The organism is Arthrobacter sp. 01T428, from assembly GCF_056398685.1.
In genome coordinates this window covers 211,402-225,554 of sequence record NZ_JBFTPW010000002.1, presented here as the reverse complement: position 1 = coordinate 225,554, position 14,153 = coordinate 211,402, and the positions used below count along the sequence as shown (strand labels likewise).

The window sequence follows — 14,153 nt, the reverse complement described above, 5'->3', positions numbered from 1 at the left end:
ACAACAATGCACATCTCCTGCGCGGCCAATTATCACGGGCCCAACTGGCCATGACTTTCGGAGCCAGCGTCCGCTCTAGTTCATAATGAACAAATCAAACACAAGCGAACTTGATCGGAGGCTCTCATGCTCCCCGAGGACCGGCACCTGCAGATTCTGAAGGAGTTGGCTTTTCACGGCTCCCTCAGCGTTGAGGATTTCGCGGCAAGAATGGGAACGTCCGGGATGACGGTCCGTCGTGACTTGGCAGCTCTCGCGGAGCGGGGGCTCCTGCAACGCGTCCGAGGTGGTGCCGTCCCTGTCGCCGGGTCCGCCATTGAAAGCGGCCGGCGTCGCGGGACCGGCATGAACCCCAGGGGACCATCGGGTCCCGGCAGCGTTCCTCTGTTGTCAGGGCGGCCGGGCGGGAGCCGCCCGCTGGCGACGATCGGCATGATCGTCCCGTCCGCGTCGTACTATTTTCCCGGGGTTATCCGGGGCGCGGAGGCGGCCGCCCAGGAAGCGGGAGTTCGGTTGGTGCTGGGGGTTTCCAACTACTCCGGGGCCGAGGAACGGCGCCAGCTTCGCCGTCTGTTCGAACACGGCGTTGACGGCATCCTGGTTACGCCCAGTGAGGTTTCCTTGGCCGGAACTGAAACCCTGGCCTTGCTGGCTGAGACGGCGGTGCCGGTTGTCGTCGTCGAACGCTCCATCGACGACATTTCTGAAGAGTGCCGCCTGGAATCCGTACGCAGCGACCATGTGCGCGGGGCGGAGATCGCGGTCAACCATCTCCTGTCCCTCGGCCACAAAAGGATTGCCTTGTGCGTCCGGGAGAAGACTCCCACTGCCTCCCAGGTCATCGAGGGCTACCACCTCGCCATGCGGCGGGCCGGGACCCCGCAGGACTCCACCATGGTGCGCCCCGTCTCGCGTGCGCTGAACGATCCACAGGCGCACCGCCTGGTGGTGGAAGGGATTCTCGACTGGTGCGCCGAGTCGCACGTGACTGCTGCGATCGTGCACAGTGATGAGGACGCGCTGCAGTTCGCCAGCGCCTGCCAGGATCGCCGCGTCCGCATCCCCGGGGACTTGGCTATCATCGCGTACGACGACGAAATCGCGGCGCTGGGTACCGTTCCCCTCACCGCCGTGGCACCGCCAAAATACGACGTCGGCCACGAAGCGCTGCTGATGTGCCTGAACCGGATCGGAGCCCAGCGACGGGGCGTGTCGGCGCTGCAGCGACTGAGCCTCTCTCCCAGCCTCAATATCCGGGATTCCACCCAGAGCCAGGCGCTTCACGTCGGGGCCGCCGAATGACGGAAGCCAAGACAACTTCACTCCGATTCTAGTGTTCAATTCTGTTCATTCCGTTGATATGTTTACTCGCTGACCGTTTCACTGGCTGTTAAGTGCTTCAAGGCACACCACGACTTCGCATCGTGAACTTCAAAGGAGAACAGAATGAAGCGTCGCCAGCTTCTGCTCGGAGCGGCCAGCCTCGTGGCCAGTGCCGCCCTCATCACGGCCTGCGGGACAACCCCCTCCGCAACCCCGACCCCGGCTCAAGAACCCACCGGCACCATCACGTTCTGGTCCTCGCTCGCCGGGATGGACAAGGTCGCCGCAGCGTTCAACGCAAGCCAGAACAAGATCAAGGTCAACTTCGAAACCGTCCCCAACGGCGCCAGCGGGGGTTACGCCAAGCTGTCCACTGCCATCACGGCGGGCAACGGTCCCGACGTGGCCACCATCGAATACCGGCAGCTGGCCCAGTTCGTCAGCAACGGTCAGCTCCAGCCGCTGGACGGACTGATCGACAAGTCCGCAACGCTGGACAAGCTCTCGGACCAAGCCCGCGGACTGGTGCAACTCGGCGGGAAGACCTACGCCCTTCCCTACGACACCACCCCGATGGTCATGTGGTACCGCAAGGACCTGCTGGAAAAGGCAGGCGTTGAGGTTCCAAAGACCTGGGATGATTTCGAGAAGGCCGGCCAGAGGGTCAAGGCAGTGGCGCCGAACGCCTACCTCGCCAGCTTCTACCCGAACGATCCGGTCGTCACCGCGGGCCTGGCCTGGCAGGCCGGTGCCAAGTGGTTCTCAACCGAGGGCGACACCTGGAAGATCGGCGTCAAGGATGAGGCCACGCAGAAGGTGGCCAACTACTGGCAGAAGTTGATCGACGAGAAGATCGTCAAGGTCGAACAGTCCTTCAGCGACGAATGGTCCGCCGATCTGGCCAGCAGCACCGTTGTCGGTGTCCTCGGCGCGAGCTGGAGTGCCCCTGGCCTGCAGTCGCGTACGAAAGCAAACAACCAGGCCGGCCAGTGGATTGCGGCCGAGGTGGCGAACTGGGGCACTCCCTCGAACGGTTTCCTGGGCGGTTCCAGCTTCAACATCCCCAAGGGCAGCAAGAACCCCGCCGCTGCAGCTAAGTTCATCGAGTTCCTCACCACCAACCCCGACGCCGTCAAGGCCCGCGGCAGTGCCGGCTCGGCCTACCTGGCGTTTCCAGGACTGACTCCAGTGGCGAAGGGCGCGTTCGACGCGAGCTACTTCGGCAACGACATCTACGCCGTCTTCGACAAGGCCTTCGCCTCCGTCAGGAGCGGCTGGCAGTGGGGACCGAACTGGGACCTCACCAACACCGCCATGAAGGATGCTTTCGGCAAGCTGACCACCGGCGGCACCGTCAAGCAGGGCATCGAAACCGCGCAGACTGCCACGGTGGGCGGACTCAAGCAGAACGGCCTCTCCGTCAAGGAGTAGGCCCGCCCGGCGGGGTGGCTTCATGGCAAGCCACCCCGCCAGCGAGGAGATTCAAATGGTCAATCAAGCACCTACGAAGCCGGCCAGCCGAGTTGCCGCCGCCCCCGCTTCAACCATCCGCAAGCCACGCGGCCTTTCCGGAACCGGCGGCCGCACCGCCGCCCTGTTCCTTACCCCGTTCTTTGCCGTCTTCGCCTTGGCGATGGTGGCACCCGTCATCTATTCGATCGTGTTGAGCTTCTTCGCCCAGCAGAAATCCGGCCTGGGCTTCGGCGAGGCGAAGACCGCGTTCGTCGGCCTCGAGAACTACGTGCAGGTCCTGCAATCCGAGGCCTTCGTGGGCGGCATCGGCCGCCTCGCGCTGTACTGCGCTATGTACATTCCATGCATGGTGGGCGGCGCCTTGGCGTTCGCGCTCCTACTGGATGCCGCCGTCGCACGTGCCCGGAAACTGTTCCAACTCCTTGTCTTCCTGCCGCATGCCGTTCCCGGCGTCATCGCCGCGCTCATCTGGGCCTATCTGTACACGCCGGGAGTCAGTCCCATCGTCTCCGTCCTCCAAACCGGCGGCATTTCGCTGAACTTCCTGGATGCCCACCTGATCCTGCCGTCGATCGTGAACATCGCCGTGTGGGAATGGACGGGCTACAACGTGATCGTGCTCTTCACGGCGCTGCAGGCGGTTCCGCGGGAAGTCCTCGAGGCCGCTCGTGTTGACGGAGCCGGGGAAATCCGTGCGGCCCTCAGCATCAAGCTGCCGCTGATCCTGCCCGCACTCAGCGTCATCATGCTCTTCACCGTGATCGGCACGCTGCAGCTGTTCACCGAACCCTCCATCATCTCCAAGGCCACGGCGTCCGTCACCAGCACATGGGTTCCGAACATGTGGGCCTACGACGCGGCCTTCAATCGGCACAACCTCAACCAGGCCGCGGCCGCCTCCATCATCATTGCGCTCATGGCCGCCGTGCTGTCCTGGGCAGTCACCCGCTTCAGCTCAAGGATGAACAAAGCATGAGGGCCACCACCTTCCCCCGGCCCCGAACTGCGCTTGCGCCTTCACCTTTGAAACGACGCCGGGCCGCCCGAGTCGGGTTCGCCAGCACCTTCACCGTGAACGCACTCCTGATCCTCGGTTCCGCCTACATGGTGCTTCCGGTGCTGTGGCTCTTCTTCGCCTCCACCAAAAGCACCGCGGACCTCTACGGAACGGCGGCCTACGCTTTCGGGCACCCGGCCTTTTTTGACAACGTCGTCGCGGTCCTGAGCCAAGACGGCGGCGTGTTCCTCCGGTGGATGGCGAACTCCATGTTCTACGCGGCTTTCGGAGCCGTCTTTGGCGGGCTCATCTCGGTCATGGCCGGGTATGCGTTCGACAAGTTCCAGTTCCGCGGCAAGGACTCCTTCTTCGGTATCGTCCTGGTGGGCGTCCTCATCCCGAACACCGCCACCGTCCTGCCCATGTATCTGCTGGCATCGGTCTTCGGGATCACCAACACCATCTGGGCCGTCCTCATCCCCGTGCTCTGCAACCCTTTCGGTGTCTACCTGGCCCGGGTTTACTCCGCGGCCTACGTCCCGGCCGAAACGCTCGAAGCCGCGCGTGTGGATGGGGCCGGAGCCATCCGATCCTTCTTCTCACTCGGCCTGCCCATGATGCTCCCCGGATACGTCACGATCGCCCTGTTCCAGTTTGTCGGCGTCTGGAACAACTTCATGCTTCCGTTGGTGATGCTCCAGGACCAGCAACTGCTCCCGGTCAGCGTCGGGATTTCCATCTGGCAGGGTTACGCCGTACCGCAGCCGGAATTCACACCCCTGGTGATCACTGGGTCCCTTCTGTCCATCGTGCCGCTGCTTCTCGCGTTCATCATGCTGCAGCGATTCTGGAAGTCCGGCTTGACGGCAGGGGGCGTCAAGTGACCCTCAACGTTGCCTTGGCCATGCCGGCCCACACCGCCCGGGCCCTGTTCCCGGAACGCAGCCTCGACACCCTCGAGCCTGAACTGAACCTCCTGAGCCTTGAGCCCATCCAGGACTTCCACGCACCCGAAGGCAAGGCGCTGCTCGCGGAGGCCGACATCCTCATCACGGGCTGGGGCTGCCCCATGATTGACGACGCCGTCCTGGATGCGGCACCGCGCCTGCGCTACGTCCTGCACGCGGCCGGGAGCGTGAAACACCACGTTGCGGACGCCTGCTGGGAACGCGGCGTCCAGGTCAGCTCTGCCGCGGATGCCAACGCCATCCCGGTCGCCGAATACACCGTGGCCATGATTATCCTGGCCAACAAGCGCGTCCTTCAGATCGCCCGCGCCCTGCATACCGCCCGCGCGGAGATCCAGCCCGAACGGCTCTTCCCTGACATGGGAAACTACCGCAAGCGCGTTGGGATCATCGGTGCTTCCAAGATCGGGCGCCATGTCATCCGCCTGCTCGCTCCGTACGAGCTTGACGTCGTGGTGGCCGACCCCTACCTCGACGCCGCCGAGGCGGCCGCGATCGGCGTCGAGCTCGTCACCTTGGACGAGCTCGTGGCGAGCAGCGACGTCGTGTCCCTCCACGCGCCGTCGCTCCCCTCCACCAAGAACCTCATCGACGCCGGCCGGATCGAAGGGCTCCGCCCCGGAGCCACGTTCATCAACACCTCTAGGGGTGACCTCGTCGACCAAGGCGCCTTGCTGGCGCGGGTGGAGCGCGGTGATATCTATGCCGTGTTGGATGTCACCACCCCTTGGGTCCTGCCAGCGGACTCCGGCTTCTACGCGCACCCAAATGTCCTGCTGACCCCGCACATCGCCGGTTCCCTGGGCAACGAACTGGAACGCATGGCAGCCAGCACCGTCCAGGAAGCCCTCCGGCTTTCCCGGGGCGCCCCCCTCTCGTTTCGCGTCCGCGCCGAAGATCTCGGCATCACCGCCTAGTTCTCAAGTCCGTCCATTTTGTGCCTCGGCGTCCAGGGCGCCTTTGGCACGTCCACCACACCTACTTAGGAGCAACTCCGTGTCACCACAGATCTCACGCCGAACGGTTCTCCAGACCGCAGGCACGCTATCCCTTGCAGCCGTTGTCAGCTCGATGTTTGCCCAAAATTCCTGGGCGGCATCAGTGCCGAGCGCCGCGGACTTCGCCGCGCTGCGGACCCGCTGGGTGGACCAGATCACCGGCCGCACGGTGATCCAGGCGGGTGATCCAGACTTCGCCACGGCTATCACTGCGCTGAACAACAAGGCCGCCGCCTCGCTGGCCAAGGTCAACCGCGCGGCAGGCCGTACCTCGGTCTTCACCGACCTGTCGCTCGCCAACGACGTCCACATTGCTTCCACCTACCAGCGTCTGCAGCAGCTCGCCATCGCTTGGGCGACCCCCACTGCCACAGTGTTCGGGGATGCTTCCGTGCTTGCAGACATCAAAGCGGGGCTGGCGGACGCGCATGCCGTTTCCTACAACGATACGAAAGTAGAATCCGGGAACTGGTGGAACTGGGAAATCGGTGTGACAAGGGCCTTGGCCGATACATTGGTCCTGATTCACGGCGAACTGACCGCCGCCGAGATCGCTGCCAACTGCGCAGCCATCGACCACTTCGTGCCAGACCCGTGGCAGCAGTTCATGGCACCAAGAGCCAAGGTCACGTCCGTGGGAGCCAACCGCGTCGACCTCAGCCAAGCAATCATCATCCGCTCCTTGGCCGGGGAAGATACCGCAAAGCTTCAGCACGCCATCACGGGACTGAGCCAAGTGTGGCAATACGTCATTAGCGGAGACGGATTCTTCAGGGACGGCTCCTTCATCCAGCACAGCACCACCGCATACACAGGTTCGTACGGGGTAGTGCTGCTCACTGGATTGTCCAAGCTGTTCGCGCTCCTTGGCGGCACGGCCTCTGAAATCTCCGATCCAAGCCGCAGCATCTTCCTCGACGCAGTCGAGGGTTCGTACGCGCCGTTCATCATCAACGGAGCCATGGCGGATGCCGTGCGTGGCCGCTCAATCAGCCGAGAGGCCAACACCGGCTACGACCTCGGGGCTTCCGCGATCGAAGCCATTCTCCTCCTGGCACGCGCCATGGATCCCGCTACCGCTGGAAGATGGCGGGGCCTGTGCGCCGGATGGATCACCCGCAACACCTGCCGCCCGATTCTTGCAGGGGCCAGCGTGCCAAGAACTGCCCTTGTCAAGGAACTCCAGGCCAGCGGTATCGCGCCAGCCGCGGAGACCGCGGGGCACCGGCTCTTCCCTGCCATGGACCGTACCATCCACCGGGGGAGCGGCTGGGCACTGTCCTTATCCATGTCAAGTAACCGCATTGCCTGGTACGAATGCGGCAACGGCGAAAACAACCGCGGGTACCACACGGGTTCCGGCATGACACATTTCTATACGGCCGACCTGGGCCAATACGACGACGCCTATTGGGCCACCGCCAACTACAACCGGCTGCCCGGCACCACCGTGGACACCACGCCCTTGCCGGACAAGGTGGAGGGCGAATGGGGTGCAGCCCGCCCTGCAAACGAGTGGACGGGCTCCGCGGCCCTGGGCGAGGTGGCCGCCGTCGGGCAGCATCTTGTGGGCCCCGGTGGCACCGGCTTGTCGGCCAGGAAGTCCTGGTTCATCAGCGGGGACCTGGCGGTATGCCTCGGCGCCGACATCAGCACCAGGAGCGGCGCCCGCGTGGAGAGCATTGTGGACCACCGCAATCTTCACGAAGGAAACAACGCCCTCACGACGGCGTCGGGCAGCATCGCCGAATCGGCCGGCAGCGCAGTGGTTCTTGATGACGATCGATGGGTCCATTTGGAAGGGTTCGGCGGCTACGCCGTCCTCGACGCCTCACCGCTCACGGTCCTCCGCGAAAGCCGCTCCGGAAGCTGGTCGGCGGTCAATCTCCTTGCCGGCAGCACCACCGTCCAGCAGCGCAACTTCGCCACCGTCTACATTGACCACGGCGCAGGCGATACACCGGGCAGCTACGCCTACGTGGTGGCTCCAGGCGCATCGGTCGCCCAAATCAGGCAGATCGCACAAGGCAACAACCACACGGTGATCCGGAACGATGCCACCGCCCAGTCCGTGGAGTTCAAGAGCGAGAAGACTACGGCGGCAACCTTTTGGAAGGCCGGAACAGCGGGGGACCTTGGTGCCTCGGGTCCCGCGTGCGTTGTCTACTCCAGGCACGGAAATGTGCTCAGTCTGGCGGTCAGCGAGCCCACGCAGAAAGCATCCAGCATCACATTGACGCTGCCCGAAGGAACATGGTCCACAGTGCTGGAAGGCTCCGGGGCGACCCTCGGCGCTGATGCCGAGGGCCGCTCAACCCTCACGCTCGACACTGCCGGACTCGGTGGCCAGACGCAGACCGTCAAACTCCGCCGCTAACCGAACATGGGCCACCGTGCCGCTGCGACACTTGGACGCGATGGTCGGCGTGGTCGACCTCAAAACCTGGAAAGAGCATCCAGAACGTCATCATCACCTGAGCTGTGTGACGGGGGCGTCCGGCCGTCCCCTGCCACTGGGTGCTTATGCTTCCCGGGTGGCGGGTGAGGAATCGGGAGAGCCCGAGATCGTCCGGCAGCATCTTTTGACCAGGCGTGGCTGGCCCATCCGGTCCTAGGATCAACTGGCCCCCCTCCATGCGGACGGGGCTGTTGTGCCGTGGTTATAGTCGAAGGATGAAGCAGCGAGTATTGGGCAAGACGGGGCGGTCCGTCTCCGTTGTGGGGCTGGGCACATGGCAGCTCGGTGCAGACTGGGGCAACGTGGACCCGAAGGAAGCCAACGACATCCTGGAAGCCGCAGTGGATTCCGGGGTGACCTTCTTCGATACCGCCGATGTCTACGGCGACGGGCGGAGCGAGCAAACTATAGGGGCGTACCTCGCTGCCAACCCCGGACTGGACATCACGGTAGCCACCAAAATCGGGCGGCGCCTGGAACAGGAACCGGAGAACTACACACTGGCCAACTTCCGGCAGTGGGTCGACCGTTCCCGGCGGAACCTCCGGACGGATTGCCTGGACCTGGTGCAGTTGCACTGCCCACCGACCCCGGTCTACAGCCGGCCGGAAGTCTACGATGCGCTGGAGACACTCGTCAGTGAAGGCGCAATCAAGGACTACGGCGTCAGCGTCGAGCGGACCGATGAAGCACTCGAAGCCATCGAACACGGCACGGCCACCGTCCAGATCATTCTGAACGCCTTCCGACTCAAACCCTTGGAGGGCGTCCTGCCGGCGGCGAAGAACGCCGGAGTCGGCATCATCGCCAGGGTCCCTCTGGCCTCCGGCCTGCTCTCGGGCAAGTATTCCAAGGACACAGTCTTTGCCGAAAATGACCACCGGAAATACAACCGGAACGGTGCAGCATTCGACGTCGGAGAGACCTTCTCCGGAGTTGACTTTGAACAAGGCCTCAAAGCGGTGGACGAATTCAAAAAGCTTGTCCCGTCCGGAGCAACTACAGCCCAAGCGGCCATCGCCTGGATCGCGGCACAAGACGGCGTCAGCACCGTCATCCCAGGTGCCCGAAGCCCCGAACAAGCCCGCTCCAACGCCGCCTCCATCCAGATACTGGACCACCTGGGTCCGGACTTCGAGAACAGCGTCAGGGAAATCTACGACACGTACTTCCGCGAGATGGTCCATTCACGCTGGTAAACCCCGGAAAGCCAAGCTATTCCGCATGTACCGGCAGTCAGGGACGACGATAGGGTTGGTGCATGAGCGCACCGGAAACCACACACGACTGGCAGCCCCTATGGGCGCGGCTCAATGCAGGCGAGGAAACACTTCCCGCCGGCGTCCTGATGACCGCCCCGCCGGGCGAGGTCAACAGCGCGCTGCCGCTGGAGTCCGAGTTCGGGGTGTTCGAGGCGCCCTTGGAGGATTACGACGTCGTGGAGTTGACCCGCTTCGACCGCCCTCTGGCGCGGGGCCGGGTGGCGTTCGGCGATGGTTTCGCTGTGGTGGGCCCGGTGCGCGCAGTGGACGGCGACTCTGTGGCGCTCGATCACGAGGCTGTGATTCTGGCCCGCCTGGCGGAGGAAGCGTTCGTCGAAGGCGCGGATGTCGTCTATGCGCCCGTGGACGCCGCGGCGGCGGACCGGTACGAGGCCCTCGGGTGGACGCGGGCGGGCGAACTGGCCCCCTAGGAGCGCCGGGTCTTCCGTGAGGTCCGGCAGCTGGAAGCTGCTAGGCATCGATCACCAAATCGGTTCGTGCTGTGGAGCAGCAGGGCAGGAACTTGCCTGCCTCGATTTCCCGTGCCCGAATCCCGCCCTGGTGGTTCATGTCGACCTCCCCGGAGAGCTTGACGACCTTGCAGGAGCCGCACATGCCCTCTTTGCAGTTCGCTCCGATCCTGACGCCGGCACGCTGCGCCACCTCGAGGATGTGTTGGGAGGGGTCGATGCGCACGTTAATGCCGGTGCGCAAGAAGGACAGGGTGAGGCTTCCCGTTCCGACCGTGTCGAAGCTCGAGGCATCGGAGGACCCGGCCTGCGGTCCCACGTCCGGACTGCCGTCGGGGGCTTCGGGACCGGGAACGTCAGGGTCGACGGTTTCCAGCGGCAGGCCCGTGGCCTGCAGGGTTCCATCGGCGTCGTAGCCCGGCTCGTAGAGCCCGAACGCGGTGGGCTGGCTTTCGTAGTAGTACTCGGCGGAATCGGCTATTTCCTCGGCTATTTCCTCCGCAATGTCCACTGCAAACGCGAGCTCCGCCTGGTATTCAAGGAGCGTCTGGCGATCTCCCGAGAAGAATTCCATGTAGATGGAGGTGTCGTCGACGCCGACCTTCTTGAGGAGCTCGGTGGCTGTGTTCAGGTAACCCTCGGGGCCGCAGGCGTAGACTTGGCGGCCGTTGGCGTCGGGAGCCACCTCGTCGAGCATGGCCGCCGTCAGCCTTCCGGTGAGCCCTTCCCAGCCCTCGGGTTTGCTGCGGTCGCCCAGGGAGTAGAAGACCTTGACCCGCGAGTCCACGGAGGCGATGTAGGCCAGCTCCTGGTGGAAGGCAAAGTCTCCGGCCGCCGCCCCGTGGTAGAGCACCACGACATCGGCTTGTCCGGGCAGCGAGTGGATGGTCCGCACCATCGACATGATGGGGGTGATGCCAGCGCCGGCGGCCAGGAACAGGTACCGTGCCCGCCGGTCGGCGTCGGGCAGGTGGAATGCCCCGACTGGTCCGAGCATGTCGAGGACGGTGCCGGGTTTGACGTTCTGGTGCGCCCACGGCGAGACCTGTCCCGTGGGGTCGCATTTGACTGTGATGTCGAAGGTCCACGGCTTGGTGGGCGAACTGGACAGCGAGTAGCTGCGGTCCACCGCGTCCTGGTCCGCGCCCTTCACGGGAAAGGCGACGTTCACGTACTGGCCCGGACGGAACGCCAGCGGCGCACCATCGCAGCGGCGAAACACGAAGGTCATCATGCCGCCCACCTCGGGAACGGTCTCGACGCATTCGGCCAAGAACTCCTGCGGATGCCAGGGGCCCAATGCGCGGGCGGCGCTTGCGGGTCCCTCGGTGCTGCCCATGACCCTGTTCCACGGCATCTCAAGACCGCGAATGCGCTGTGGTTCCTGGACGGCCGTCTCAGTGCGGAGTTCGATCATGCCAAGTGCTCCTGCACGCGCTGCACGTACCAGTTGATGAACGCCTCCACCTGATATTCGCTCTTCATGTACGGGCCGGGTTCGTAGGCGGGGCTGCCGGCGCCCTTCTGGCATAGCTCCACGAACTCCTTGTCCTGCAGATTGGTCTGCTTCCAGGTGTAGGTGAGCTTCTCCAGGTCGTAGTCGACGCCTTCCTCGGCGTCGTCAGCCACCAGCCAGGTGGTGCGTACCAGTGTCTGGTGTTCGTTGATGGGGAAGACGGCGAACGTGATGACGTGGTCGCTCTGGAAGTGGAACCAGCTGTTGGGCTGCAGGTGCATCGAGCAGCGGCCAAGGCGGAAGTCCCGCAAGTCGCCGAGCAGCTTCTTGGAGAGCCTGCGCCCGTCGGCCGAGAACGATTCGCCCTCTCCGTCGAGCGATTCACGTGAGATACGGATTCCCGCGATGCGGGTGTCGAGCTCCTCGACCACCTCGTAGGGAAGGCCATAGCGGCGGCAACGCTCCTCGAGCGAGGACTGTGCTTCCTTGTTGCGGTCCCACACTTCTTCGAGATGGGCCGGGATCAGGCCCTCCGTCAGACCCCAGGTGGGAAAGAGGGAACAGGCAAGCTCGGGGTGGCCGTCGCAGTGGTAGCACTCACGGTTGTTCTCCATGACGAGCTTCCAGTTGCCCTCCTCGATGATGTTCTGCTGGTAGGCGACTTTAGTCTTCGACAGATCGTGCGGCGCGAGGTAGGGCTCGAAGATCTTTGAGGTTTCGTCGAAGTCGGTTGGCGGTTCGTCGGCAATGCAGACGAAGATGAGTCCGGCGACCATGCGGCTGTGGGCGCGCTTGAGGCCGAAACAGCCCTTGTCGAACTTGGTTTCCCCCGGCGCCGAGGCATGGATCAAATTACCTTCGGGAGAGTAGGTCCAGGAGTGATAGCCGCACACCAGGTTTCCCGTTGACCCCGCGGGCTCGGTCAGGACGCGGGCGCCGCGGTGGCGGCACACGTTGTGCAGGACGTTCACGCCGCCGTCGTCGTTGCGCAGCACGATCAGGGAGTAGGGCCCGTAATCGATGGTGACGTAGTCGCCCGGCTCCGGCAGTTCGGCGATGCTGGCGGCATAGATCCAGTGCTGGCCAAAAATGGCCTCCATGTCGATCTTGAAAATCGTCGGATCGGTGTAGAAGGGGGCGTTGAGGGAATACCCCACGCGCCGGAACTCGAACAACTCGGTGATTTCCGCCAGCTGCTCGGCAGGCAATGACGAAGCGAGTTTTCGGCGTGAATTGAGGGGCGCGTTCACTGGAGCAGACATGTGTTTCCTCCCGGAGGGCTAGGTAAGGGCGATCCATCGAGACCGGCGTTGGTGGGTGCAATCGCCGTTGTCGAACGTTTTATTCATGAGATTAGAGCCGATCGATCTGCAACAAAAGCGCAAGATTTGGGAGATAACAGTGCACAATAGCTGCATGATCGATCCACGGCTCATAACACTTCGGGTGTTTGCCCAGTGCGGCACCATTGGCGCAACCGCAGAGCTCACGGGCTATTCTCCCTCCGCCGTCTCCGCGCAATTACGGGAGTTCCAGCGCGTGCTCGGAATGCAGCTGCTGACGAAAGATGGCCGGGGTGTGCGGCTGACCGCCACAGGCCGTTTTCTCGTGGCGGGCTCGGACACCCTCATTGCCGAATGGGAGAACCTGCGCGCTGCGGCCATGGAGGCGGGCGAGCAGATACCCGCGCGTTTTGGGCTCGGCGGATTCTCCACCGCGGCCGCCCAGTTGCTCGCGCCACTGGCCGCCACCTTGCGCTCAACCCACCCGTTACTGGAGGTGCAGGTACTCGAGGCCAACCCGGCCCGCTGCTTCGACTTGTTGGTTGCCGAGCGAATCGACATCGCTGTCATTGTCGCCATGCAGTCCGACACCTATGTTGAGGACGATCCGCGCTTCGAGCAGACCGTTCTGCTCGACGATCCCCTGGACGTGATCATTCCCTCCAACCATCCGTTGGCATCGCGGGAAAAGGTGACGCTCGAAGAGCTGGCGTCGGAACCCTGGATCACCGAGGCTGCCGGATCCACCTACCATTCCCTGTTCACCGCGGCGTTCACGGCAGTCGGGGTGACGCCGCGGATTGCCCATGAGGCCGTGGAATGGGAAACCCAGATCGCCTTCGTTGGTGCGGGGCTGGGCGTGGGCCTGCTGCCGCGACTCGCCCCCCTGCATAGTGCCGAAAACGTGGTTCGACTGCGCATCACTGGCAAGGGGAAGCCATCGCGGCGCATTGTCGCTGCGGTGCGCAGTGGCAGCATTGCATCGCCCCTGATCAAGGAGTCGCTCGGCATCCTGCGGGTCAGCGCCAATCGTATCCTCACCGCCCGGCCCGAAGACGATCTCTAAAATCGGATGGCCGCGATTCCTTGCCGAAGGGCACGCGGCATCGACGCCGGCCGGGGCCTCGTCCAGGAAGGGCCGTCTCAGCATCGGGGGCGCCGCGTGACCGTTTCCGCTCCGCGGCTGTGGCATGTTCAGCTAAACACCCATGGTTTCCGGCCGCGATGGAGCATCGATAACGTCGCTTGGCTTGGTTCGGCCCCGCGGATCACTGTAGGCGTAGGAACCCGGCCGGCTGGCGCCACCGTCGTCTTGGCAGTTGCACTTGGCGTCGATTTGTAGCCGGACCGTGACGGGTTCGGAACCTTCGAAGTTGACGATTATCGGATCGGCGCCGGCGCCTGAGATGCGAAGCACGTTTTCCTTCGGCAGGGATTGATTCATTGTGGATTCCTTCTTTGGGCG

General features: G+C 63.9%; 12 protein-coding genes. 9 read left to right on the top strand and 3 right to left on the bottom strand.

What is annotated here, in order from left to right; genetic code table 11:
- Positions 1-126 precede the first annotated feature (126 nt).
- The 8 genes from AC1DJB_RS05110 (at position 127) to AC1DJB_RS05075 (ending at position 9,910) form a co-directional block, all read left to right on the top strand.
- Positions 127-1,302 (top strand): LacI family DNA-binding transcriptional regulator, encoded by a 1,176-nt coding sequence (locus tag AC1DJB_RS05110; RefSeq protein WP_476909998.1) that lies wholly within the window; start codon positions 127-129, stop codon positions 1,300-1,302.
- Between the two features lie 144 nt (positions 1,303-1,446).
- Positions 1,447-2,754, top strand: coding sequence for an ABC transporter substrate-binding protein (locus AC1DJB_RS05105; RefSeq protein ID WP_476909997.1), 1,308 nt, complete (start codon positions 1,447-1,449; stop codon positions 2,752-2,754).
- A gap of 55 nt (positions 2,755-2,809) precedes the next feature.
- Positions 2,810-3,772 (top strand): carbohydrate ABC transporter permease, encoded by a 963-nt coding sequence (locus tag AC1DJB_RS05100; RefSeq protein WP_476909996.1) that lies wholly within the window; start codon positions 2,810-2,812, stop codon positions 3,770-3,772.
- Positions 3,769-4,677 carry a carbohydrate ABC transporter permease gene (locus tag AC1DJB_RS05095; protein WP_476909995.1) on the top strand — a complete coding sequence of 303 codons (909 nt, stop codon included), beginning with the start codon at positions 3,769-3,771 and terminating at the stop codon, positions 4,675-4,677. The genes AC1DJB_RS05100 and AC1DJB_RS05095 overlap by 4 nt, the downstream gene beginning before the upstream one ends.
- Entirely contained in the window at positions 4,674-5,678 is a 1,005-nt protein-coding gene (locus AC1DJB_RS05090) for a hydroxyacid dehydrogenase (protein WP_284989195.1), read from the top strand. Before AC1DJB_RS05095 ends, AC1DJB_RS05090 begins: the two co-directional genes overlap by 4 nt.
- Positions 5,679-5,757: 79 nt before the next feature.
- A complete protein-coding gene (locus AC1DJB_RS05085) occupies positions 5,758-8,136 on the top strand; it encodes a polysaccharide lyase 8 family protein (RefSeq protein ID WP_476909994.1) in 2,379 nt (792 codons plus the stop codon).
- 296 nt (positions 8,137-8,432) lie between these two features.
- Positions 8,433-9,416 carry an aldo/keto reductase gene (locus AC1DJB_RS05080; protein WP_476909993.1) on the top strand — a complete coding sequence of 328 codons (984 nt, stop codon included), beginning with the start codon at positions 8,433-8,435 and terminating at the stop codon, positions 9,414-9,416.
- A gap of 62 nt (positions 9,417-9,478) precedes the next feature.
- On the top strand, positions 9,479-9,910 hold the full coding sequence (locus tag AC1DJB_RS05075) for a hypothetical protein (protein WP_306960123.1): 432 nt from the start codon (positions 9,479-9,481) through the stop codon (positions 9,908-9,910).
- Positions 9,911-9,950: 40 nt separating this feature from the next.
- Here AC1DJB_RS05075 and AC1DJB_RS05070 read toward each other — a convergent pair whose 3' ends face one another.
- Positions 9,951-11,366 carry a ferredoxin reductase gene (locus AC1DJB_RS05070; RefSeq protein WP_476909992.1) on the bottom strand — a complete coding sequence of 472 codons (1,416 nt, stop codon included), beginning with the start codon at positions 11,364-11,366 and terminating at the stop codon, positions 9,951-9,953.
- A complete protein-coding gene (locus AC1DJB_RS05065) occupies positions 11,363-12,667 on the bottom strand; it encodes an aromatic ring-hydroxylating oxygenase subunit alpha (RefSeq protein ID WP_476909991.1) in 1,305 nt (434 codons plus the stop codon). Before AC1DJB_RS05065 ends, AC1DJB_RS05070 begins: the two co-directional genes overlap by 4 nt.
- 154 nt (positions 12,668-12,821) lie before the next feature.
- Here AC1DJB_RS05065 and AC1DJB_RS05060 point away from each other — a divergent pair, with 154 nt between their 5' ends.
- Complete coding sequence (locus AC1DJB_RS05060; protein WP_441437534.1) at positions 12,822-13,754, top strand: LysR family transcriptional regulator; 933 nt, start codon at positions 12,822-12,824, stop codon at positions 13,752-13,754.
- A gap of 132 nt (positions 13,755-13,886) precedes the next feature.
- Here AC1DJB_RS05060 and AC1DJB_RS05055 read toward each other — a convergent pair whose 3' ends face one another.
- Complete coding sequence (locus AC1DJB_RS05055) at positions 13,887-14,132, bottom strand: hypothetical protein (RefSeq protein WP_476909990.1); 246 nt, start codon at positions 14,130-14,132, stop codon at positions 13,887-13,889.
- Between the last annotated feature and the right edge of the window lie 21 nt (positions 14,133-14,153).